The organism is Saccharicrinis sp. GN24d3, from assembly GCF_052400645.1.
In the GTDB taxonomy this organism is placed as follows: Bacteria; Bacteroidota; Bacteroidia; order Bacteroidales; family Marinilabiliaceae; genus Saccharicrinis.
Genome location: NZ_JBQTGI010000010.1, coordinates 20,221 through 43,850, shown reverse-complemented (window position 1 = coordinate 43,850; position 23,630 = coordinate 20,221). Strand labels below are relative to the sequence as shown.

General features: G+C 38.4%; 17 protein-coding genes and 1 tRNA gene. 10 read left to right on the top strand and 8 right to left on the bottom strand.

The window, feature by feature from the left end; translation table 11 throughout:
- Positions 1-40: 40 nt before the first annotated feature.
- A complete protein-coding gene (locus ACT29I_RS13010) occupies positions 41-937 on the top strand; it encodes a helix-turn-helix domain-containing protein (protein WP_430933851.1) in 897 nt (298 codons plus the stop codon).
- A 1,467-nt stretch (positions 938-2,404) separates the two neighbouring features.
- Here ACT29I_RS13010 and ACT29I_RS13005 read toward each other — a convergent pair.
- The 8 genes from ACT29I_RS13005 to ACT29I_RS12970 all read right to left on the bottom strand — a co-directional run bounded on the left by ACT29I_RS13005 (position 2,405) and on the right by ACT29I_RS12970 (position 13,636).
- Positions 2,405-3,649: a hypothetical protein gene (locus ACT29I_RS13005; protein WP_444793632.1), complete on the bottom strand. Its 1,245-nt coding sequence runs from the start codon at positions 3,647-3,649 to the stop codon at positions 2,405-2,407.
- Between the two features lie 158 nt (positions 3,650-3,807).
- Positions 3,808-4,800 (bottom strand): hypothetical protein, encoded by a 993-nt coding sequence (locus ACT29I_RS13000; RefSeq protein ID WP_444793631.1) that lies wholly within the window; start codon positions 4,798-4,800, stop codon positions 3,808-3,810.
- Between the two features lie 235 nt (positions 4,801-5,035).
- Positions 5,036-6,805 carry an arylsulfatase gene (locus ACT29I_RS12995; protein WP_444793630.1) on the bottom strand — a complete coding sequence of 590 codons (1,770 nt, stop codon included), beginning with the start codon at positions 6,803-6,805 and terminating at the stop codon, positions 5,036-5,038.
- Between the two features lie 181 nt (positions 6,806-6,986).
- A complete protein-coding gene (locus ACT29I_RS12990; RefSeq protein ID WP_430933845.1) occupies positions 6,987-8,408 on the bottom strand; it encodes a T9SS type A sorting domain-containing protein in 1,422 nt (473 codons plus the stop codon).
- 613 nt (positions 8,409-9,021) lie between these two features.
- Positions 9,022-11,424 (bottom strand): T9SS type A sorting domain-containing protein, encoded by a 2,403-nt coding sequence (locus tag ACT29I_RS12985; RefSeq protein ID WP_444793629.1) that lies wholly within the window; start codon positions 11,422-11,424, stop codon positions 9,022-9,024.
- Between the two features lie 1,383 nt (positions 11,425-12,807).
- A complete protein-coding gene (locus ACT29I_RS12980) occupies positions 12,808-13,044 on the bottom strand; it encodes a hypothetical protein (protein ID WP_430933843.1) in 237 nt (78 codons plus the stop codon).
- A gap of 107 nt (positions 13,045-13,151) precedes the next feature.
- Positions 13,152-13,367, bottom strand: a complete 216-nt coding sequence (locus tag ACT29I_RS12975) for a hypothetical protein (RefSeq protein ID WP_444793711.1) — start codon at positions 13,365-13,367, stop codon at positions 13,152-13,154.
- Positions 13,368-13,561: 194 nt separating this feature from the next.
- Positions 13,562-13,636, bottom strand: a tRNA-Pro gene (locus ACT29I_RS12970).
- Positions 13,637-13,931: 295 nt separating this feature from the next.
- On the opposite strand from ACT29I_RS12970, the gene ACT29I_RS12965 reads away from it, so the two are divergent.
- The 9 genes from ACT29I_RS12965 (at position 13,932) to ACT29I_RS12925 (ending at position 23,562) form a co-directional block, all read left to right on the top strand.
- On the top strand, positions 13,932-14,522 hold the full coding sequence (locus tag ACT29I_RS12965; RefSeq protein ID WP_444793628.1) for an RNA polymerase sigma-70 factor: 591 nt from the start codon (positions 13,932-13,934) through the stop codon (positions 14,520-14,522).
- A gap of 98 nt (positions 14,523-14,620) precedes the next feature.
- Positions 14,621-14,767, top strand: coding sequence for a hypothetical protein (locus ACT29I_RS12960; RefSeq protein WP_430936757.1), 147 nt, complete (start codon positions 14,621-14,623; stop codon positions 14,765-14,767).
- Between the two features lie 44 nt (positions 14,768-14,811).
- Complete coding sequence (locus ACT29I_RS12955; RefSeq protein ID WP_430936755.1) at positions 14,812-15,789, top strand: FecR family protein; 978 nt, start codon at positions 14,812-14,814, stop codon at positions 15,787-15,789.
- A gap of 74 nt (positions 15,790-15,863) precedes the next feature.
- The gene (locus tag ACT29I_RS12950) at positions 15,864-18,488 is read left to right on the top strand and encodes a TonB-dependent receptor (protein ID WP_430936753.1); all 2,625 of its coding nucleotides are present in this window, start codon (positions 15,864-15,866) and stop codon (positions 18,486-18,488) included.
- A gap of 10 nt (positions 18,489-18,498) precedes the next feature.
- Positions 18,499-19,431: a DUF4249 domain-containing protein gene (locus tag ACT29I_RS12945; protein WP_430936751.1), complete on the top strand. Its 933-nt coding sequence runs from the start codon at positions 18,499-18,501 to the stop codon at positions 19,429-19,431.
- Positions 19,432-19,565: 134 nt separating this feature from the next.
- Positions 19,566-20,561 (top strand): thioredoxin-disulfide reductase, encoded by a 996-nt coding sequence (gene trxB / locus ACT29I_RS12940; RefSeq protein WP_430936749.1) that lies wholly within the window; start codon positions 19,566-19,568, stop codon positions 20,559-20,561.
- Between the two features lie 181 nt (positions 20,562-20,742).
- The gene (locus ACT29I_RS12935) at positions 20,743-20,988 is read left to right on the top strand and encodes a PqqD family protein (RefSeq protein ID WP_430936747.1); all 246 of its coding nucleotides are present in this window, start codon (positions 20,743-20,745) and stop codon (positions 20,986-20,988) included.
- Positions 20,989-20,990: 2 nt separating this feature from the next.
- Positions 20,991-22,040, top strand: coding sequence for an ATP-grasp domain-containing protein (locus ACT29I_RS12930; protein ID WP_444793627.1), 1,050 nt, complete (start codon positions 20,991-20,993; stop codon positions 22,038-22,040).
- Positions 22,041-22,203: 163 nt separating this feature from the next.
- Positions 22,204-23,562: a hypothetical protein gene (locus ACT29I_RS12925; protein WP_430936743.1), complete on the top strand. Its 1,359-nt coding sequence runs from the start codon at positions 22,204-22,206 to the stop codon at positions 23,560-23,562.
- Positions 23,563-23,630 lie beyond the last annotated feature (68 nt).

Genomic DNA, 23,630 nt, shown 5'->3' with positions numbered 1-23,630 from the left:
TATTTATATTATATTTGTATCTGTTTTAAACATCGCGAATATGAAACTTATCAAAACTAAACCTGACAAAGGCGATCCTTCAGAAATATCACAGCATTTTCCAAGATTTGATTTGCAATTACATTGTTGCAGATATTGGTGGTTGCAACACTGGGAGTTCGGGGAACTATCCTTCCCCTTCTGGAGAATATATCACAATAATTACCAAGGAGGTGTAATTATCTACGAAGGTAAAGAATATACATTAACCCCCGACAAAATTGTAATGATTGCCCCGAATACTTCATACGCCACTCGATTATATAATCATCAAATCCCTAACTCTGGATTCTTGATAAAGGGCAATCGTGTGAATGCAGGACTTCCCGTTAAAAACAATTACATACTTCACCTTTTTATCCATTTCAATCTAGGAATCCCATACGACAACATCAAACCTGGTTTATTTTCGTTTGAATTGACGGATCATATAAAAGAAAAACTGGACATTATCATAAAGCACTTAAATTACGAACATACCAAGTTTAGCTTTTACCCAACCTTGGTTATTCAATCTCTTATTACTGATATGCTTAGTTTTCTGCCAGAAGAAAGTTGGAGTTTAATTACTGAGGATACCAGGCTATTGAAAACACTAAGGTTTATCGAAGAAAATGTTTGCGAAGACTTGTCAAATACTATATTAGCCAACCAGGCCAAGTTGGCAACAAATGCATTTACACGATTATTTACTCAAGAAATAGGCAGTTCGCCGCAAAAATATGTCAAAAAGAAAAGAATTGGCAAGGCCTGTGTTTTACTGCACCACTCAGATAAATCAATAGATGAAATTGCTTTCCGTTGTGGTTTTTCAGACAGGTATCATTTTTCCAGGATATTTAAACAAATCACGAATATTTCACCTGCCAGTTACAGGAAAAATTTCTTGATTAGTTAGGACATTTACTCCATCCTTTTTTTTCAGCCCTCGGCAACAGCTGTATATCCGCACTGGGGATGGCAATTCACTCCCAAGTTCAAAAAAGCTGCCATCGAACCTTTTGTCAAAACGAACATTCAGCTCTCGAGAGTATATTGGAGTCAGCTCATGTCCAAACATAGATAAAACCCGGTTGACTTTATATAGGTTCAAATTAGTTTTGCCTTGTTTAAGGCATACGAATGAAAGTTAACACCCTATGTTCCTTCTGCCAGTTCTTTTTGATTGCGATAAAATGCTTTCCCCAATTCTTTAACCAACTTGCTAAATACCGCAATGGCCTGGCAACGTAAAAAACTTACCATTGTAACCCGCAGATTCTTTCCGAAGCAAATACCATTTTACTGGAAGAATTCCAGAAATTTTTCATCTCATACAGCAAAAAGCTTTCTGAATCCGCGAGCAATTCTATTTCTCCTTACTCTCCTTTTTTTGATTTAATACCAACCGGGGGCCAAACTGTTAAAAAACTTTTTCTACTGGGCATGAAATAACGCTGAATTGATTGGATCACCATTATCCAATGCGACAATCCTGCCATTTCCTGCAGGTAGGGCATCAGTCTGGCTTTTAGCCGGATTATCGTACCAAAGAGATTGTGAACGATCTGCATATTATATCCATTCGGGGAAACCTAATGCCAAAACCAAAAGAATAGCTAAACGGATAAGATTGTCTTTTTGTCGATTATTTTATGATATTATATATTCATTACTTATTTAATAATCAACAACTTAATTCCATCATCTGCTCACATTGCTCATCCATTTGTCTTGTTCTTTGATCGCCAGTAACATGGCTGAATCAAAACTTGGGCATATAAAATTCCGAGAGGCTTTTTCAAAACGTTCACTTGCTGAACTTTACTTTCTTTGGAATGGGATATTGCTCAATCTTACTTAAATAGTCGTCTCGTATCCATTCTGTCTCCTTATTTTCGGGCAGAGACTTCCAATCCAAAACATTACCATTGCGAGTGCATACCACCATTCCCATCTATCATATATTCTTTAGACCTGACGGTTCGCTGCTTATTCAGATAACTAAAGATGTATTCGCTGCCATGATAATTTTGACCTGATCATAATGGACTAAAGCTCTTCTCCATTGCTTATAATTCTGCAGAAGCAAATGTTTTATCAAACACAAGACTAGTCCCTTCTGTGAATTAAATAACAATCGGAAATTCACACCCCCTTTGGCCTTTTACTCCTCGACAAGCCTACACGCAGTTTCCACTAAACAGAGAAACATTCAAATAATTAGCAACATTTCCACTTAACTAACGAAATTGGTAGTACCAGTAATAAAATAGTTCTGCTTATCAAGGTACCATCACATATTGCGGGGTAAATGCGCAAAATGCATTCACAAAATGCCTGGCTATTCGGAATAACCAGGCATTTATTATTCTTGAATATTGTTTTAGTAATCTACCACATTAACGATAACCGTACTTGCGTTTAATATATTTGGTTTATCACTGTTAACAGGTCTGATATCGGCAGTTAAGGTATAGGGTATTTTTTTGCTTAACTTTTTGTTGAGATTAAAATTATATACTTTATTGGCATAACCAGCGTAGGCTGTAAACATAGTTGATGCTACCTTTTTACCTTCCGCATCTTTTAAAGTAAAATGTATTTCCCGGTCTTGGTTGGCTTTGTAGCATACTGGTATCTGCAAAGTTTTACTAGGTGTTGCTTCTATGGTAGCAGCGTCGAGCATCACATCCTCATAATAGAGATTAATTTCTTTTTCGGGGGGTGTTTCTCCGGTGCCAATTGGATCATCGGCATCTACTAATTTATAGCCGCGAACCCAATCGTAACGCACCACATTTTTAGCAGTATCAGCCAATTCTTCATCGCTTGGTAAAGAAATCCAAGGAAAGGGATAAGTCTCACATACCAATCGCATGAACATGGGCTGGTCGAAGGGTTTCTTGCTTACTTTATTATAAAACTTCTGGTACTTAGGCTCACCGTTGTCATAGTAATAACTGGCCATGGTTTCATCATGCCACCAACCTCCGTATACATGAAAATCCTTAGAGGCTAGATCCCTGTCCTCAAATTTCACCTGAGGTGCCCTGTAGTCGTGCTTTTCTCCTTCACAATCAGTATACCAGTAATGTGAGTTGGAATGCATACCGTTAGCAAAATAACTTCCTTTGAAATCCCCGTTTCTTCCAATACACTCCTGAATATCCCATTCCAGTCCATATTGGTCACAACCGTTAGGAGCGTCATATCCTTTCCCCGATGAAAACCAGAAAGTAGTTGACATGGTTGTTGCAGCTGCCTTCACACAACATTCGTAATAACCCAGAAAAACGGACTTTTTGGATACAACAGCACCTCCTTTTATATTATATGTCAGGTCCTTTCCATAAGCATGAATAACGGTATCCTTATCCATTTTTTCGCCTCTGATTTGCAAATAACCATCGGCAACTGATATTTGCGAGCGCATAAACAACCCAGGTTCCCTTCCTCTCCAGGTTGGATGATGGTCGAGCCATTTGGAGGTATCTAAAGCTGAACCATTAAATTCGTCGGAGAAATCCCTGTTCATTACCCAACGCTTGCCTTTAGGCGGCTTTGGAGGGTCAGCAAGTAAGTACGTTGATATTGAAACCAATAATAGAAACGTAATAATCTTTTTCATTTTTGTAGAATTTGTTTTTATAAAGAGATTGATATATTTATTCAAAATGTATGGTGACAAATTATTGTATATTTAAAAAATGGAAGAGGCTTTTTATGTAAAAAAAGAGGGGAACATCCAATTATATAACCTCTGAATGTTTTTTCTATTCACATAGATTACTGTAATTTTTCTTCCCAGGTTAATTTATCAATACTTACACCCATATCAGGATAAACAACACTGGAAATATACCATTGTCCATCTTCACCCTTAAATACCTCGGGAGCATGAGAATTTAATATGGTAATCTGCTTTTCTTCATCAATCCCAAAATCATTTATATTATCCGATAAATACACGTGCGCTTTGTGCGTATACGCACCCATTAAGTTTTCCCTGTCCCACTGAGCGTCTTCCCAAGAACATACAAATAGATAAAATGAGTTGTTATGAAAAATTACTGACGGTGATTCCGGATCGAAATTATTGGTCGTAAGAATGGTTTTGGCATCACTCCAATGGATAAGGTCTTTTGAGATTCTCGTCCGCACACACTTATCGGAACAATAGGTAATATAATAGATTCCTTTATGAAAAATTAAATTAGGATCACGTGCCCCTTTTTCTTCAACAAAAAGATTTCCTTTTGGCGTCCAATTATATAAGTCAGTAGAGGTAGCCAACCGAATTGGGCTATGACCATAAACCATATAATATAAATCTTGTTTTTTCACAATATATGGGGCATGATTGGCCGCTATTTCACCTGGTCTCTCATTTGGTGGAAGTACTTTAGGTAGTTCAGAATAATGATGCTCCCTAATCGTTTCGTGAAATGCCGTAGCGGATGACACCGCATGAAACGAAGCATACTCCCCTTGATGAATATTCCCTTTTTTAGGATCTGTATAAGGATGTGTAATTCCGAAAATATGCCATTTCCCATCCTCTGCTTTTATAAAGCAATGGTCGTTTGGGATCCACCTGTCGTACCACTGGCTTTCTTTTAACAGCTCAGTATCCGGGCCAAAGAAATAATCCCCCGAAGGTTTATATATGCATGTATATTGATTGGCTTGCCTGGGAACTAATATTTTTTTTGAGTTTGACTGTTTACACTGAGCTAATAGTAAGATTACTCCCAATGATAAAATTATTATGTATTTCATCTGTTTAAAAATCATCATATCACTGATATTCCGTATTATATATATAATAACCCACCTGTGTGGCCTGATTATTTGCTCCGGTCATGCCGGTTTCTGTTTAAAAATTAGACAATACCTGCCCGGCGCAGGCGGGGACTACGAACAGAATATACTGAGCGCAGAGTTTTTCGTATTCATTCCCGAATCAAGTTGGGGAAAGGCTATTGCGATAAGTCAAGTGGCTTTCAGCTCATTTTTAATTAGAGGATTTTCGAACATAAGTATAATAGACACCATAGCTTTCCTCCCCTTCAACAAAGTCATTGGTCAGCATTGTCTTTCCTTTCTTCAAACTCACTTTAAATATTACCTCTTCATCCTCCTTGCCAATCTCTTTCTCAAAAACCTGCTCGGCAATTTTAATTCTTACTTTATTAGCATGGATGGCTTCATAGTCAAACCGGTTTTTAGGGTTTACATCAGGAATGCCTGCCACTGGACCGGGACACTCTTTAGGCCATCTGCAACAGGAAATAATATACTCACCATCTTCCTCTATTTTTAAAACATGGGTATTGTTTTTGTTTTTCATCCCTGCTGCCACCTGTTCACATTTCCAAATTCCGCCATCCTCGCCAATAGCATGCTGAATGGTTAGCTTGATTTCCGTTTGAGCATCATTCCCGACAATTTGCACAGGCAACTCTTTATATTCAGGATAAGTTTTAGAGACTTTTAGGAAAGAAGCATTATCTTTTAACAGTTGCCGTACCACTTCGGGGTAGTATTGGGCCACATTGTTTTTCTGCTTGGGATCTTTTATGATATCATACAGTTTCGTGCCATTCACCAAGCGCCATGGGCCTTTTAGAACGCACGTTTCATCTACATCCTTGGGTTGGCGCCAGTCCTGTCGGTGGTGAACAAACACGGAACGGTTTGGAAGTTTTTTGTTGCTATCGGTTAATAGCGGAGAAAAATCCACTCCATCCAACCTAACTTTTTCGGGAATTTTCAAATCGCATAATCCTGCCAAGGTTGGAATCAAATCAACATGAGCTGCCAGCTCGCCGACATCCTTTCCGCCTTGTATTTTTCCATTGGGCCAGCGGATAAAAAACGGAACAATATGACCGCCTTCATGCTTACTTCCTTTTATTCCTCTATAACCTTTGTTGTATCCCAATTTGCCATTATAACCATAACGGGTTCCATTATCGCTCATATAAATGAGAATGGTATTTTCAGCTAAGTCTTTCTTTTTCAGAAACTGGTCGAACTTCCCGAAATTCTCGTCTATATTGGCAATCATGCCATATAAATTGGCATCTATAATTTTATCCCCCTCCAGGTGTTTGTATGGTACAGCATATTTTTCGGCAACAATTAAGGGGTCGTGAGGAGCATTGGTAGGCAAATAGATAAAAAATGGTTTGTCTTGGTTTTTATCAATAAACTTCATGGTTTCGTTGAACCAAATATCGGTACAATAACCCTCAAACTGCCGGGGCTCGTTATTCACATAATACACATCATCAAAGTAACTGTTTCCCCAATAATCGGACAGTTCCCCAACACCTCCGGCTAAATGATGAATGGCGGTATCAAAACCACAATCGGTAGGACGGGTTGGGTAATTATCGCCCAGATGCCATTTGCCAAACAATGCGGTTTTATAACCGTTTTGCTTAAAGATATCAGCCATGGTTAGGCAATTTTCCGCTAAAGCATCTCTTCCTTTAAAGGTAGCCCAAGCGCCATTGTTGATAGGATATTGCCCGGTCATTATTGCTGCACGCGTTGGGGTACAAAGCGGGCTAACATGAAAATCGGTCATGCGAACCGCCTCATCGTAAAAAGCGTCGATATGGGGTGTTTTTAACCACGGGTTACCATGACATCCCAGATCTCCAATTCCCTGGTCGTCGGTTAAGATTAATACTACGTTGGGAGGTGTTTGTATTTTAGTTTCCGTGCAGGAAAGTAGTAAAACAGAGGTCAGTAGAATTAATAAGTTTTTTATCATGGTTTTATTTAAGATTTAACACCATTGCATTGAAAACACAAATAATCATTAAGAAATAAGAAGGAATAATTTGAAGTTATCCAACTATCATCCCCCCATCCCCACTTCTTTAACGTGGTACTTCCCCCTTGCCTATGGTCAAAGGGAAGATCATAAAATATTATTATCTAAATATTTGAGATTATATTTTAATCAGTTTCAGCGATGCGATATTGTTACCAGATTTTAATTGAAGGATATATGTACCAGACGACAAGTCTGATATATCAATTTTAGAATCTTTTTCGCCTGTTATTCCTCTATTTAATAACTTACCTGTAATGGCATATAATTCAAAGTCAGTTGGAGAATCCAATCCTTTAATAAACATGACCTCTCCAGCTGGATTAGGGGCAATTCTAACCGTTTGAGCACCTAATTTCCCCACCGCCGTATCGTGGTTGATTTTCAGACTAAACTCTGCTGTATTTAAAACAGAATGGTCACTATTACTAATTAAAGACACTGCAGCAATATAAGTTCCGTTTAGTTCCGAATCTTCCATTTCCATTAAAAGATTTCCGTAACCCGCATAAAGCTCCTTCTCGCTGCGTAGAACAACGGATCCATGCTCATCCTTTATTTCCAATACAATTTTATTGTCGCCATTGCTTTGGTAATTTACATTAAAACTCAAAGCGTCAGCTTCCAATGAAGTCGGCTTTTGCGAGAACATTATCTCTTCAGAAAAAACATTATTACTTTCACTCGCGCTTTGTTCATCAACAGGCAAATAAGAATAGGTTCGTACCCAATCATAAAAGGTCGTTCTTTCTTCCCAGGTACCAGTCATTCCACCATCAGCAGGAACGGGACTCCAATCGTAGGTTTCACAAACCAACTTGATATACATCTCAATATCGAAATTAGCTATAGGTTTGATAGTGTACTTATATTCACCATTCAAATAAAAGAGTATTTCAGTAGCGCTTTTCCACCAAACGCCATAGGTGAAATAATTATCGTAGACTTTACCATTGGTTTCTGCGTGATTCCCTTTTGAACCGGCCGGAATATGTGCACATGTTTCCGGTATTCCACGGCTGTGGGTATTGGACCCCATCTGGGTTGTTTTTGCATGCGTAGCAGGGTAACCGATACATTCCTGAACATCCAGCTCTGTTGTTCGTCGCTGACAGTCGGTACTTTCGTTGGAATAATTAATCAGCCAAAAGGTAGACGACATAAAGGTTTTATTGGCTTTCATTTTACATTCTACAAAACTACCTAGTTTAACCTTGTTTTTTGAACGTACATGTGCTCCTTGATGCGTCCATGTTTTTCCATTGACTACACGTGCTTCCGAAAAAACATCGGTAGTCAGCCTCAGGTTTCCTTCACCCACCGTAACTGCTTCGGCGGTAAAAAGTCCCGGTTCACGACCAATCCACCGCGTGTCTGTATTTTGCCAAACGGTTTCATTTAATGCACTGGTTCCATCAAATTCATCCGAACATTCATTGTTTAACACCCAGCGGTAACCAAGTTCGGGAAGAGCGGGTTGGGCAAATATGTTAATGTTGATTAATAATAGAACCAGTGTAGAGATTTTTGATTTTTCCATATTTGAAATAAAGATTGTTTTAGTACATCCTAAAAGTAATTAATGGTAGTAGCAAACCCGCTGTTGATTTCTAATCAAAAACTATACAAGCGGAAAAATAATAGGTACTTCGGTCAAGGTAATGCAGGTTAATATGATTCAGGTTAAACATTGTATATAAAAATAAGCTAATTAAGGGGGTATTTTAAATTTTCCAAAAGAAGATGTCCGAAACTGATATTGCTTAACTGCAGAACTTACAATTTGCAAAGCAGGTATGCATGTAACCCCTATCCCCGCATCTGCGATGCGGTACTTCCCCCGGTCTCAAGACCAAAGGAAGAACCATATATAAGGCCTTACAACTTAAAGTTTGATCAAAATATTTATGACTTTTGATGTCAACCCTAATAGCACTCCGTTTCAATAGCCTACAAACCAACTTGGCTTTTGCCCGCATTGGGGCAGTTATTTGCATGGTGCTATCCATAGGTCGATGCCCTATGTTGGTCTATAAGCCCGTTGGGCTTTATTGAAATATGAGAGAGTACAAACATTGTTCATTCTTAAAGTTAATCGCATTAGGCTCTATGCCGGGGAAGCGTTTTTTACATGATGTATTTATTTTTACCTTCTACCTTTGTAACACCATCTTCCTAGTATGCGACAATCCTTCTCCTTTTATATTTAGGATATAAATTCCGCTTGAAACAGCCGAACCCAGACTCATATCAAATTCTCGATTGGAAGGATTTACTGTTTTCCGTTCTTTTTTAACGACTTGTCCTCTCAAATCAATTAATGAAACTTCTAACTTTCCTGAATAATCGCTGTTACTAATAATTTGAAATTTAGAACAGCTTGAATCTGGATAAACCAACCAATTGTTTTGCGAGGATATATTATCATTTACCGAAACGTCTTCTGGTTTGCCGTTATAAGCCCCAATGTTTACTTTCCCGGATTCCAGATTTATAGGATTTCCATAAAAATCGACTGTTGGATAAGGAGCTATATCTTTAAAAACGCCATATCCTGCATTTATAACTACTGGACCTGTAATATTAGTTCCTTTATCGATAGCAGGACTACCCTCCTTCAGTTGATATGCCAATTTATCAGCACCGGTACCTGTAAACATCGGATCGCCTTCTACAGGATTGGTATCCATGTTTACCCATTCGGTATTAACGTTACCTTCATAAAGGTTATTGGTCATTGTAAACGGGGTGTCATTGTCTCTTACTGAAAATTGCAAATGCCCCATAGTAGCGCCATTGGTGGATGAAAAAATATTGTTATAAATAAACATATTTTTGGCATCTACATTAAAGGTGGTGGTAAATTCCTTATCAATAACTACTGTATTATTATATACATATACACCATCGCTTAACATCAAGCCACTATCAACCCATCGGTCAGAATAAATATAAACAGTACTACTTCCTGCTTTCCAGTCCGAAACTCCTTCGGTATACCTAAAACCACTATTCACACTCACATTAAAACGGTAAACTGCATCTATATTGTTAGCCAAAATTTCAACAAACCCGCCAATACAGTCGTCCATATAATTGTACTGAACAAAGGTATTGGTATTATGCTTATCAATATGAATACCATAGGAATCGAGATAACCTCGGGTACTTAAGCACATGTTATACTGTATCACGGTATTCATTGCCTTGTAGTTCCATACCGAACTACCGCGAGCGGGCATGCGAGGGTCTGTAGATGCTCCGGGATGATCAAAAATATTGTTTTCAATCAGGCAGTTGTAGGTACCATTGGGCAACACTGCTGTTCCGCCATTATAGGAGAATTCATTGTTACGCACAACCACATTCATGATACGGTTGATGGAATCGTTGCCAATACCTTCGTTTCCTCCACCTCCTCTAAATTGGATACCTAAACGCTGTAGGTTGGTAAAATAACTGTCTTCAATAATAACCCCGTTGATGTTTTTTTCCTTACCGGCCACTGTATTTTTAGCACTGGTAAACCTGATACCGGAAACCTGGATAGCATCAAAGTCTTCGGGACTAAGCATGGGCTGCACGGCAAAAACATCTCTGACGGTAATATTACGAAAAACCAGGTTTTTCATGGTTTTATCACTGCTATTATGAATGGAAATACCAAAGGCATCGGTATCTTTTACTCCGGACCTGGCAACCAAACGGTCGTTTTTCACCTCTATCCCATCAAATATTATGTTGCCGCAATTCTCTATCCTGATCGCCTCCTGATAGTCGCCACCCGCTTCGGCTCCAACCTGTCCGTTTATAATAGGTTTTTCTCCTTCGCCATACGCTGTAATTACAACAGGATCATCTTCGCTTCCGGAACCATTGACACTATAATGTCCCTTAAACTCATCCCCACTTTTAAATAAAACGGTATCACCTGGCATTAGGGTGGTGGCACTAATTTTATCCAACGTAAGCCAAGGCTCCGCCTTGGTACCTGCATTATCATCATGCCCTTCTGAACTGCTTAAATAGTAAGCTGTTTGCCGGATGGATTCTACTACTTTAAAATGATCTATATCAATCGTTCCCGACCAATAATGATACAAGGCGATTTTTACCTGTGCAGCTCCATAAGGCACAACAAAGCTAACTTCCAGGTTTTTCCATTCTTGTCCTTCGGTATCGTTGGCTGGTTTATAATCTGCAGAAGAAGCTATTATATCGTCACTTGTAGACAATACGCGTAGCTGCCTTTTAAAAGGACCTTTGCTATCCAAGCTGTACAAATAAGTCTTACCGGATTCTACATTTATGGTTTTGGCCATTTGCATTTTTGCACCGGCATTTACATCCGCTACCATATGGGCAAATTTATTCCCATTACTTTCTGTAACAACAGACGTAACATTGCCGGTATACGCATCGCCTTTTGTCAACACATATCCTTGTGTGCTTAGGTCGGTACCTGTGGACAAATTTTCAAAATCTTCTTGAAAAACTGTTTGCGCAGATAAGTAGGTGGCTAAAAAAAATAAAGTGGCAAATAGGACTTTTTTCATTATCTAATCGATTCATTTTTCAATGTTCTAAAAATACAAACCCCTTCCGGATATTCAGAGGGGGTTATTGCCTTAAAACAAGTGTGTTTTTATTATTTCGGTGATTGTATTGCCTGCATAATATAAACCGAAGCGTGACTTTTGATGTTCGAAAAGAGAATTATAATTGGCGAAATTATCTAAGTGCTTATGCATATAGAGTTCACAGGCTGATAACTTCCCATCCCCAATCCAACTCATGCCTTTTATTTAAGAAGTTAGTCTCCTACTTGGTTAGGCGGCCAATGTTGGGTGATTCTACATATCCCAGCCTACTCATTTCATAGTATATTAGCATTTTGTTAAGAAATGCATGGATGGCATCGTAACGGTGGCTCGGGATTAACCACCATAATTTGTTGGGTTGCTTTTATTGAGCAAAATCTATATCGTTTACGACCATAAGTACACCAGCAACGAGTAAAACTAATTATCTCGTATTTATATCATTCAAACTTTAAAATAACTATCAGGAATTAACTAAAAGCCACTGTCTATTTGGGTCAATAAAGCATGTGTAATATGGGAGCAATGAATCGACCAAGTATATCATTAATTATTAATGCAGTAAACCAACAACATTAGTTTTACAAGCTTAAGTACAGTAAACAGATACGGTAAAAAGGTGTATGTGAATAATTAAAGTATCGGATTAACAAAGGCTAAATTGTCATCCAAGACCAAAGTGCACTTGATACTGACAGACCTTTAGTACATCGATTGGGAAACGAGTGGAAACAGATAGTATATTATCTAATAAACTATTAGATGTATTCTCTACTTAATCCCAACATAATACTCTTGCATCACATCCCCTGCCTTTTGTGCTGCCTTTTATCCGACAAGAGTCTTTTCCGGTGCCAGCCTTCCTGATTGCTTGGGTGACGACGATAAAGTGAACGAAAATCGAAAAGCGCCCATGGAGTGGTTCCGCAGAAATTTTGAATATTTTTAAACACGCCCCGATTCTTTTCATACCGGTTTTTCTGATTACCTAAGCTCCACGAATAGACCTTTTCGCCATCACCTTTTTTCCTTACAAACTTTCACAACCAAATTCGGCAAATATCAATGGCTTGACGTTAGCCACATTCCATTTCATTTCAGAAGAGTCAACAGGCCAGAGAACATTCCATCACTAAAATTCATTTACACCTAGTTACATCCACTACCTTGGAAAGATCATCTTTATTTTAACCGTAATGCTTTTCGCATTGAACCCGCAATATACATTAGAAATCCTATTACACATTGAAATTACTTTAAAACAAGACACTTCGTTGCATCACTTCAACTCACCAGAACGATGCTCCTGAAAGTAATCGGGACAAGTTATGCCTCGTTTCAGTAATGCCTTGTTTTATTGTACTTGCAATGCTCATGACGAACCTCCAATACATTATCCGGATTGAAACGTGAATTATCAAATGCAGGAACGACCAATCCTGTACCATGTAAATCGTGAGCCAGATTAATTAAATCGGTCAACACTTTGTTTCTATTAATTATTTGGACTGGTCCCGTCGGCAGCCCTCCAGATAATGATCCATGCTCTGTTTTTATCGAGATAAATCCTTTCATGCAGCATCGTGATCGCTTTATCCAGCACCACAGGAATTTTAGATTCGATACCTTGTCAAAGCAGGAATTCTTCACACATCGTCAACATAAAACACTTTTTAAAGCCATTAGCTCCTGATAACGGTTAACGATATCTTCATGAATTTTTTCCAACTGTGAATTAAAAATTCTAATCTCGTCACTTTTACCTCTTGCTTTCCTTTCCAATTATCCCATTTTTCTGGATTAATGTACCTCTTTAGTAAAATTACACAACCCCTACCATCCACTGTAATAAGTAAATAAACAGGAACTTTACTTCCTTTTACCTTTAGTTTCTTCAGAAAAAAAACAGACCAAAAGATATTGTTAAAGCCGTCATACCTTCTTTAAATTTAAATAATTTTCTCAACTCTGTGTAACCGAATAGGTCGCATTTACATTGGTGTTTTTTGGTTTAAATTGATATGGCCAAAAACAAAAAAGCCCGTAAACAGTAGGTTTTACGAGCATTTGTTTTTCTTTGAAGAGTAAGTTGTCGGGATGACAGGATTTGAACCTGCGACCCCTGGTCCCCCAGACCAGTGCGCTAACCGAACTGCGCCACATCCCGAAAAAATTAGTACTATTCTTGCATTAGGGATTGCAAATATATAAAAAACTTAATCTTTTAATAAAGCTTACAACATAAAATATTTCCTTTTCGTTACAAAAACCCTTAACCTGTTTCTTTATCAAATACATACCATTTTGTCTTTATTATTTTAATATTCGCATGCAACCTTTCATATTTTTTGTTGTCTTATAACCAAAATTTCTAAGTTCAACCACAAATAATTACTGTTGATACCATTTTTATTTTTGTTCAACCATTTTTTAATATTTTTGCAACTGACTTAAAACGCAGCATGAAAGACAAAGATCTATTACAAAGATTATCTTCAGGTGATTCAAAAGCCTTTCAAGAGATTTTCATGCGTTATTACCAACAGTTGGTTGTATTTGCGAGTAAATTGGTTTATGACCTTGATCAATCGCGGGATATAGTCCAAGAGGTTATTGTTAATTTTTACGAAAAACGAGATAACATACAAATTCATACCTCATTAAAAGCACATTTATATCAATCTGTCCGAAACCGTTGCTTAAATTATCTAAAAAGGGAACAAACTATTCGCACGCATCATTCTAACATCTTTGAGGAACGAAAAGAACATCACCAAGAATTTAAGGATCTGATGGAAGAGACGGAATTGGAAAATAGAATTTATCATGTTATTAATTCATTACCAAAGCAGTGTCAAAAAATATTTGAAATGAGCCGTTTCGACGGAAAATCAAATGCCGACATTGCGGAGGAGCTAAATATTTCGAAGAGAACTGTTGAAACTCAAATTAGCAATGCACTAAAAAAAATAAGAATAAAACTTTTTGATCACATGACCGTTGTAGTTATTTCACTCTCCTGTGTATTTCTCAAAATCCTACTCCATGGTTAAGATTCATTCTAAATAAACCTGTATTCAATATTTTTTGTACGTGTTCAACAATAATCAGTTGTCTTAATAAAACAAAAATAAACCTTAACATCACTATTATGGAATTTTTACTTCAATTATTGGCAGAACTTATTCAAGGTAACGAAATTGAAAATAGCGTTCATACGAATAAAGAACCAGAAATAGCTGAAGTTAAAGAAAACGAAGAGTTAGAGAATATTTTTGGCATGATGCATTTTCATTGATACTTTATATTTTTTGACCGTTTTTATTTTATATTGCAGGGAGAGTGAAAGAGAATAAAAAAAATATGATTCAGCATATCGTTGGATGCTTAACCAGGGATATAACAAACGATGAGTTGTGTAAACTTGACGTTTGGAAAAAAGACGCGGCTGAAAACCAAGAACAGTTTGAGCAGCTGGAGTCAGCATGGGTCAAAAGCAAGAACCTGCATGTTTTCAGCCAAATAGATGTTGAAAAAGACTGGAAACGAGTATGCGACAAAATTGGGAAAAATAAAAAGAAAAGAAATAACCTTAAAAGAATTAGTATATCTGCGAGAAAAATAGCCGCCATATTTATCCCACTTATGTTTGTGGCAATTTCAGGTGTTTTATTTTGGAACGTTCCCGGTTTCGGAAGATTAAGCGCCCATAAAAGCAGTTCAACCATTCATACAATAACCTTACCCGACGGATCAAAAGTTACGCTTAACAAATACAGTAAAATCATTTATCCGAATAACATCGCATCTTCGGAATCGCGGGATATTGAGCTAAACGGGGAAGCTTTTTTCGAAGTTTTCCATAATAAAACTCCGTTTAACGTAGAGGCAGGCAGCCTATTGGTGCAAGTGTTGGGAACCGAGTTCAATATACAGGAAAATGGTTCTGAGGTAGCTGTTTCCGTCATTTCAGGAAAGGTAAATATTTCTGCTAACGACAAGCAATTACAGTTGACCAAAGGAAAAAGAGCTGTATTGAGCGGCGGTATTTTAGTAGAGGAACATGGCGAAACAGAAAACGATATTTATTGGTGTTCAAAACACCTGAAGTTCAACCAAGCCAATTTGGTAGATATTTGTAAGGAATTACAAAAAAGCTTCCAGGAAATCAAAGTGGTTAAAATAAATACCAAAGATCTAAGTACCAAGGTTACTACTTCGTTTAGGAACCAAAGCTTACAAGATATTTTGGCAGAGCTGCAAATTCATTTCAATAAAAAAATAACATTTGACGGTGCAACCTTGACGGTCTCTGATTAAAAATCCATATTTTTACGGGATTCATTAATATCTGAATGATCAAATCCCGCACAATAAGAATATACATCACAGTAATGCTTCTTGCTTTCAGTAGCACAGCATGTGTGCTTGCACAATCAATTCTGGATAAGTTTGTGTCTATAAACATCGATAGTGGTTCCACCTCCGAAATTTTAAATGCCATAGAAGCTGAAACAGATATTTCGTTCGGCTATAGCAATAAGGTATGCATTGTCGATTTTATTCAGCTTACTACAAACAGAAATACAATAAAAGGTTTTTTAAACGAGGTATTTGCGGCATGTGATATAGAACTAACCGAGAAAAAAAGAAAAATACTAATCCTTCCGAAAAGCCCCAAAGAGACGGAGAAATTTGTTATTAGCGGTTTCGTAAAAAACATTAAAAATGGAGAAATCCTTATCGGTTCTTCTATTTACGACGCAGTATTATGGGAAGGAACCACCTCCAATAATTTTGGCTTTTATAGTTTAACCCTCCCCAAAGGAGATGTTATACTGAATTGCTCTTTTGTTGGTTATCATTCGGTACAACACTCCTTTGCACTAGACAAAGACACAACAATAAATTTCGATTTGTTGTACAATACCCAAATAAAAGAGGTGCCGATAGTGGGTTTTATTTCCAAAGAGGGTATCAATACCACACGTACCGGTACGATTAATGTACCGGTTGAGCAAATCCAGAAGTTCCCTTCATTTCTTGGCGAAGTGGACGTTATTAAAACCCTGCAACTCTTACCTGGAATAAACAGTGGCAGCGAGGGTGTCAGCGGGCTGTTTGTAAGAGGTGGTGGGGTGGATCAAAATCTGTACCTGCTCGATGATGTTCCTGTTTATAATATCTCCCACCTTTTCGGTTTCTTCTCCGTATTCAACGCCGATGCACTTAATAATATTTCGGTAACCAAAGGAGGCTTTCCCGCCCGCTATGGTGGTAGGTTGTCTTCGGTTATAGACATACGAATGAAAGATGGCAATAATGAAAAGATCGGCGGAACGGTAAGTTTAGGGATGATGTCATCTAAACTAGCCTTGGACGGCCCATTGTACAAAGATAAAACCACGTTTAGCTTTTCGATAAGAAGATCATATTTCGATGTTTTTGCCTTGCCCCTTCAGGCACAACAGAATACCCGTACGGCTTTTTATTTTTATGATGCCAACGGAAAAATAACGCACAAATTGTCCGAAAAAAGTAAGCTATATATAAGTTATTATGGTGGTAGGGACCGTTTTTTTTCGAAATATAATTTCAACGAAGTACGCGACCCTAACCAGCCTGCCGATGAAGACCAAACGCTAAACATTAATGATCAGGGTTATTCGGGCTGGGGCAATGCGGTCGGTTCATTGCGTTTGAACAAAATTCATAACGAAAAGCTATTTTCCAATATATCTTTATCCTTTAGCAACTATTCGTATTTTGTGGGCTACGAAGAGCACTCCATCACACCTGGCATTTGGAACTACTTTGAGCAGAGATATCACAGTGGAATATTAGATGTAATGCTTAAGGCCAATTTCGATTATTTTATGAATCCCAGACATCATGTACGGTTTGGAGCTTCCTATACGAACCATACCTTTAATCCCGGTGCCGATGTTCTGCGCAGAACCCAAAATACGACTACCGTGCTGGATTCAACAATTGGTGGCGACAAAGTTTACGGTCAGGAAATGTTTTTATACGTAGAGGATGATTTTGCCATTAGTCAAAGCCTCAAGGTTAATTTGGGAGTACACACCTCAATATATAACACCGAGGATAAAACCTATCATTCAGTGCAACCCAGAGTGTCGGCACGATTATTACTGCACCCTAAATTTGCTATTAAAGCGGCCTTTTCAAAAATGACACAATATATGCATTTGCTAGGTTCCTCATCCGTTTCGTTACCCACCGATCTTTGGATTCCGGTAACCAGCAATATTGCGCCGCAACATGCCAATCAGTTGGCGCTCGGATTTAAATGGCAATGGCGGCAAGGGTTCCACTTAACGGTTGAAGGGTATTCGAAAGATTATAAAAATCTATTGATTTCAGTGTATAACAGGTCCGTTATAAATGATAATCCAGACGCATTAGATGATTTAACATATGGAAGTGGGTATTCCGAAGGTATAGAGCTTCTGGTGCACAAAAAAACCGGTGATCTGACCGGGTGGATAGGTTATTCGCTCTCTAAATCCAGACAAAGGTATAGTCTGATAAATAATGGGAAAGATTTTCCTTCGGCCAATGACAGGGGTAATAGTGTGGGTTTATTCAGCAACTATAAATTTAACAACAAAGTTGACCTGGCCTTAACATGGTCCTTTGGAACAGGAAACGCAGTTACATTGCCATCGCAAAAATTTTATACGCCAGTGCTTCCAACACAAGGAACGCAGAGCGAATCTAACACCTCCTATTCAGAATACATTGGAAACATAAATAACTACAGGATGCCTAAATTTCACAGGTTAGATGTAGGCGTTAATTTTAAAAAGAAAAACAAGCTAGGCCAAAGAACATGGAGTTTTGGGTTATATAATGCATATGGTCAGCAAAATGCCTTTTCAATATATTTTTCAACCGATATAGATGAGAATACAGGTGAAGTAACCCGACATCTTAAGCAGTTGAGCATATTCCCGGTACCCCTTCCTTATATTCGTTATACTTTAAAATTTTAATCCTGGCAGGATGAAACCATATTATAACATATCAATTTCATTGACAGTACTTTTTTGTTTGCTTCTGTTGGTGGCTTGCGAAAAAAAATTGGATTATCAATTGACCAATCAAGAATCTCAGGTCGTAATGTATGCTTTCCCCATGCCCGACAGCACATTGAAACTGCATGCCAGCTATTCCACAAATGTTCTGACAACCAGTGACTACAAAGGAATTCAAGGACTAAAGTATAAAATTGCCGTAAATGGAACAGAGGTAGCTTCTGGAGAATATCCTTTCGGAGAAAAATGGTTAAACCTGCCGGAAATCACCTCTAATACCCATGAAAACTACATCATCAGCTACCTACTCAACGATGGCACCAGCATTATTGGAAGTACCACAATCCCGCAACAAGTTCCAATTGAAAGCCTGGATACGGTGAGCACTTCATATGCCAACAAGGAGGGCGATGATGAAGAAATGTTAAGGTGTACTTTAAAACTGAATGATCCGGTTTCTGACGAAAACTATTACCAGGTAAGAGTTGATTATATACAAGATGTTGTTTCCTCACCTCAATCAAGCACAATAGAAACGATAGACTTTATAAAAGAAGACAAGGTATTTTTAATTAGAGACGATGAATCGGTTCTTTTAACGGATGTAGATTTTCAAGGAACTTTTACCGACCATTTATTTAACGGACAAAGTTATGAAGTTAGCTTTTTGATACCCGAAGAATATTTAAATACTAATTCTGAACTCATCCCCTCTCGTTTAGTCATTCATTTATATACACTAACTCCCGAATATTACCAATTCCTTCGGTCAACTATTGAAGAAGAAGCGTTCAGGGATTACCCAATATTTGAACCGGTAAACGTGTTTACCAATATAAATAATGGGATTGGCGTAGTTGCAGGATTGGCAGTTGATACGTACACCATCTTTTTGAAATAATTCTTACGCATGTATTTTTGTCAGTGTTTTTGGTGACAAATTTTAATTTATTTGCTTTATTCCAAAAAGGCATTAATTTTGAAATGTAGAAATGTAAATATATAAATGAATAAAAATAAAATATAGATAGAATTATGGCAATGTTTGAAAAAATGGATTTAGGATCAGATAAAAACGCTTCGGAAGAAGTAACAGCAACTGAAAAAGTGAAGGTGTTAATCATCGGTTCAGGACCTGCCGGATATACAGCCGCTATTTATGCTTCCAGAGCTAACCTAAGCCCTGTTTTATATGAAGGAATGCAGCCTGGAGGTCAGTTAACAACAACTACCGAAGTTGAAAATTACCCCGGTTATCCTGAGGGTACTTCGGGTCCGGTAATGATGGAAGACCTGAAAAAACAAGCTGAGCGTTTTGGTGCTGATGTTCGTTTCGGATATGCCTCAGCGGCCGACCTATCGGAACGTCCATTTAAAATAACAGTGGACGGAAACAAAGTGATTGAAGCTGAAACGGTAATTATTGCCACCGGCGCTACAGCCAAATATTTAGGTATTGAAGATGAACAAAAATATGCCGGCTCGGGTGTTTCCGCTTGTGCCACATGTGATGGTTTCTTTTACAGAGGAAAAAAAGTTGCCGTAGTAGGCGGTGGCGATACTGCATGCGAGGAGGCATTGTACCTTGCTGGTTTAGCTGAAAAGGTTTATATGATTGTGCGCAGGGATGAGCTTAGAGCTTCAAAAGTCATGCAACAAAGAGTATTTGACAACGATAAAATAGAGGTTTTATGGAAACATCAAACCAAAGGGTTGACAGGAGATGGCGTAGTTGAGGGCGTTGACTTATATATTAATAAAGGAGAGCCAAACCAGGAAGAAGTACATGTTGCTATTGATGGGTTTTTTCTGGCTATTGGACACACCCCTAATTCCGAAATTTTCAAAGATTATTTAGAAACGGACGAAGTGGGTTATATTCAAACCATTGCTAACACAGCAAAAACTAATGTTGCCGGAGTGTTTGCTTGCGGCGACGTTATGGATAACCAATATCGTCAAGCCGTAACAGCTGCCGGTTCAGGATGTAAGGCTGCCATGGATGCGGAAAGGTTCTTGGGTGAAAACTAATACAGTTTATACAATTTAATATGCAAGGCTTTCCTTTGGGTTAGCCTTTTTTTGCTTTCCGGTTTATTATATGCTCGATTCGTTGATGAAATCTGCGGGTTTGTTGAATGCTTTTGGGTAATATTAATACTTAAATTACTTTTGATATAGGCATTAAAAATCCACCATATAATCATACCCCATGAAAATAAGAAGTAACATATCCATTAGCGAATCCGGCTTCGTGTTTGATGCAAAGACAGGGGAATCATTTTCGCTGAATCCTACCGGAAGAGAGATACTCCAATTAATTAATTTGGGCAAGAACGATCCTGAAATTAAGGAGTATATGATGACCAAATATGAAGTATCCGAAAATATTCTGGATCGACATCTAGACGATTTTGTACAGATGCTTCGATTGTTTAACCTTGCCGAAATCGAATAGCCATGAGCGATAAACTAAAGATTACGATAGCGGTTACCGGTTTGAACAATACGGACAACCCGGGACCCGGGATTCCGGTTATCAGGGGGATCAGGGATTCGGAATTGATCGAAGCCCGTATCATCGGATTATCCTACGAAAATTTGGAGCCCGGCATTTACATGAGGAATATGGTTGATAAAACATATATGATACCCTACCCTTCAATTGGTGTAGAGACATATATGGATCGGATCATTCAAATTCATGAACAAGACCCTATTGACCTAATTATACCAAACCTGGACGCAGAACTGCACACTTTTATCAAGGCCGAGAAACTTTTAAAGGAACACCATATAACAACCTATTTGCCTTCGTTCAAACAACTTGAAGAAAGAAATAAAGGTAATTTGCTTTCATATGGTGAAAAATATAGCATTCAAGTTCCCAAAAGCATTTCCGTCACTTCGTTCAATGATGTTGACCATATTGAAGATGAATTCTCCTATCCTGTTTTGGTAAAAGGAAAATTTTACGATGCCTATGTCGCCCAAAATTCGGAGCAGGTGATGACAGCATTTAATAAGATTAGCGCCAAATGGGGACTGCCCATCATTATACAACAGTTTGTTAAGGGAACCGAAGTTAACGTAGTAGCATTGGGTGATGGTGAAGGCAATACCGTTGCCGCTGTACCCATGCGCAAACAGTATATCACCGATAAAGGAAAGGCATGGAGCGGCGTGACCCTCGACGATCCCGATTTAATGGAAATAACCAGGCGTTTGATTAAAGAGAGCAAATGGAAAGGCGGTATGGAACTGGAAATGATACGAACGGAAAACAACGAATATTTCCTGATCGAAATTAATCCCAGAATGCCGGCCTGGGTATATCTGTCGGTGGGTGCCGGACAAAATATACCAGAAGCGTTGACCTTATTGGCTATGGGAAAAGATGTTAAACCAATGACAGCATATGATGTGGGAAAAATGTTTATCCGATATTCATATGATTTAATTGGTAATTTGGCCGACTTCGAAAAAATATCAATGCAGGGGAATCTTTGATCAGTCATCTGTTGGAGCGAAGCGACATCCCGTATCCTTAAGTTATTTAATTTTGCGGGGCATCAGTTGGCAGTCTTGCTAACGATTATTCAAACAAGTAAAATCCCGTATCCTTTACCATTAATTTCTGCGGGACCGAATACCGATTGTTAAATTAAAAATCATGGAAAAACTAGCGTACGAAAAACCGATCATCAATAAAATAAGTGCAGGTGTACCGGATAAGTTTGGACTGGGTTCAAACATTCAACCCGTATCCACCATCAATGGAATTCCTGTAAAAGAATTGGTTGAACAATATGGTTCTCCTCTTTTTGTGCTTTCGGAAAAAACGATTCGGGAGACCTATCAGAAAGCGGTCAATGCTTTTAAAATCAGGTATCCAAAGGTACAGTTTGCCTGGTCGTATAAAACCAACTATGTAAACGCCGTTTGTAATATCTACCATCAGGAAGGCTCCTGGGGAGAGGTTGTCAGCGGGTTTGAATACCAAAAGGCAATTGCCAACGGCGTACCTGGCAACAAAATTATTTTTAATGGACCGGACAAAAGCAGGGAAGATTTAACTATTGCTATCAATAACGAGTCCCTGATTCACCTCGACCATCAGGATGAGTTTTACGATATTCAGTCCATCACAAAAGAAACAGGAAAAAAAGCCAAGGTGGCAATTCGTGTAAATATGGATACGGGAATACACCCTAAATGGGTGCGTTTTGGATTTAACCTGGAAAATGGGGAAGCTTGGGCCATTTTAAACAAAATAATGGTGGATGATGGATTTGAACTTATGGGCCTTCATACGCACATAGGAACATACATTATGGATACCAATGCTTATGCCATAGCTACAACCAAGCTTGCACAACTGGCCGTCCGTATCCATCACAAATACCATCATCATATCAAATATATCGATTTAGGAGGTGGTTTCGCTTCCAAAAACACATTGAAAGGAGCCTACCTGCCAGGCAGCGATACTTGTCCCACCTTTGACGAATATGCCGAGGCCATTACAAATGCTCTGCAACATTCCGATATTCAGTACAATCATATGCCTATGCTGATACTGGAAACGGGTCGCGCGCTCATCGACGATGCCGGATTTTTGATTGGTACTGCCCTGGCTAACAAAAGGCTACCTGATGGACGACGTTCTTTGATCATTGACATAGGTGTTAACTTGTTGTTTACCTCCTTCTGGTACGAACATCAAATAGCACCTGCGCAGTTAACAACCCCAAATACCGAGGATACCATTATTTACGGCCCATTATGTATGAATATCGATGTGATTAGGGAAGCCATTAAGTTTCCGGTGGTGGAAAAAGGAGACCAAGTGGTTATCAGTAGAATTGGCGCTTATAATATGACCCAATGGATGCAGTTTATTACCTATCGACCCAAGATTATAATGATTGATACCAATGGTAAAACCCATGTGGTACGCGAAAATGAGAATCATGATACCATGAACGCCTTGGACCATATCCCAGAACATTTGAAAGATATAAACTTATAAGTTGAACTAAAGACGCTCACTTCACTTGTTGTAAGGTACTTCCTCCTTACTGAGTGTAAATGACGATT

Bases quoted from the DNA above. Each gene is read 5' to 3' on its own strand.
- ACT29I_RS12980 (WP_430933843.1), bottom strand. From the start codon at position 13,044: ATGAAAGGATTTATCTCGATAAAAACAGAGCATGGATCATTATCTGGA.
- ACT29I_RS13005 (WP_444793632.1), bottom strand. From the start codon at position 3,649: ATGAAAAAGATTATTACGTTTCTATTATTGGTTTCAATATCAACGTAC.
- ACT29I_RS12935 (WP_430936747.1), top strand. From the start codon at position 20,743: ATGAAAATAAGAAGTAACATATCCATTAGCGAATCCGGCTTCGTGTTT.
- trxB (WP_430936749.1), top strand. From the start codon at position 19,566: ATGGCAATGTTTGAAAAAATGGATTTAGGATCAGATAAAAACGCTTCG.
- ACT29I_RS12995 (WP_444793630.1), bottom strand. From the start codon at position 6,805: ATGATAAAAAACTTATTAATTCTACTGACCTCTGTTTTACTACTTTCC.
- ACT29I_RS12990 (WP_430933845.1), bottom strand. From the start codon at position 8,408: ATGGAAAAATCAAAAATCTCTACACTGGTTCTATTATTAATCAACATT.
- ACT29I_RS12950 (WP_430936753.1), top strand. From the start codon at position 15,864: ATGCTTCTTGCTTTCAGTAGCACAGCATGTGTGCTTGCACAATCAATT.
- ACT29I_RS12945 (WP_430936751.1), top strand. From the start codon at position 18,499: ATGAAACCATATTATAACATATCAATTTCATTGACAGTACTTTTTTGT.
- ACT29I_RS12985 (WP_444793629.1), bottom strand. From the start codon at position 11,424: ATGAAAAAAGTCCTATTTGCCACTTTATTTTTTTTAGCCACCTACTTA.
- ACT29I_RS13000 (WP_444793631.1), bottom strand. From the start codon at position 4,800: ATGAAATACATAATAATTTTATCATTGGGAGTAATCTTACTATTAGCT.
- ACT29I_RS12965 (WP_444793628.1), top strand. From the start codon at position 13,932: ATGAAAGACAAAGATCTATTACAAAGATTATCTTCAGGTGATTCAAAA.
- ACT29I_RS13010 (WP_430933851.1), top strand. From the start codon at position 41: ATGAAACTTATCAAAACTAAACCTGACAAAGGCGATCCTTCAGAAATA.
- ACT29I_RS12960 (WP_430936757.1), top strand. From the start codon at position 14,621: ATGGAATTTTTACTTCAATTATTGGCAGAACTTATTCAAGGTAACGAA.
- ACT29I_RS12925 (WP_430936743.1), top strand. From the start codon at position 22,204: ATGGAAAAACTAGCGTACGAAAAACCGATCATCAATAAAATAAGTGCA.
- ACT29I_RS12930 (WP_444793627.1), top strand. From the start codon at position 20,991: ATGAGCGATAAACTAAAGATTACGATAGCGGTTACCGGTTTGAACAAT.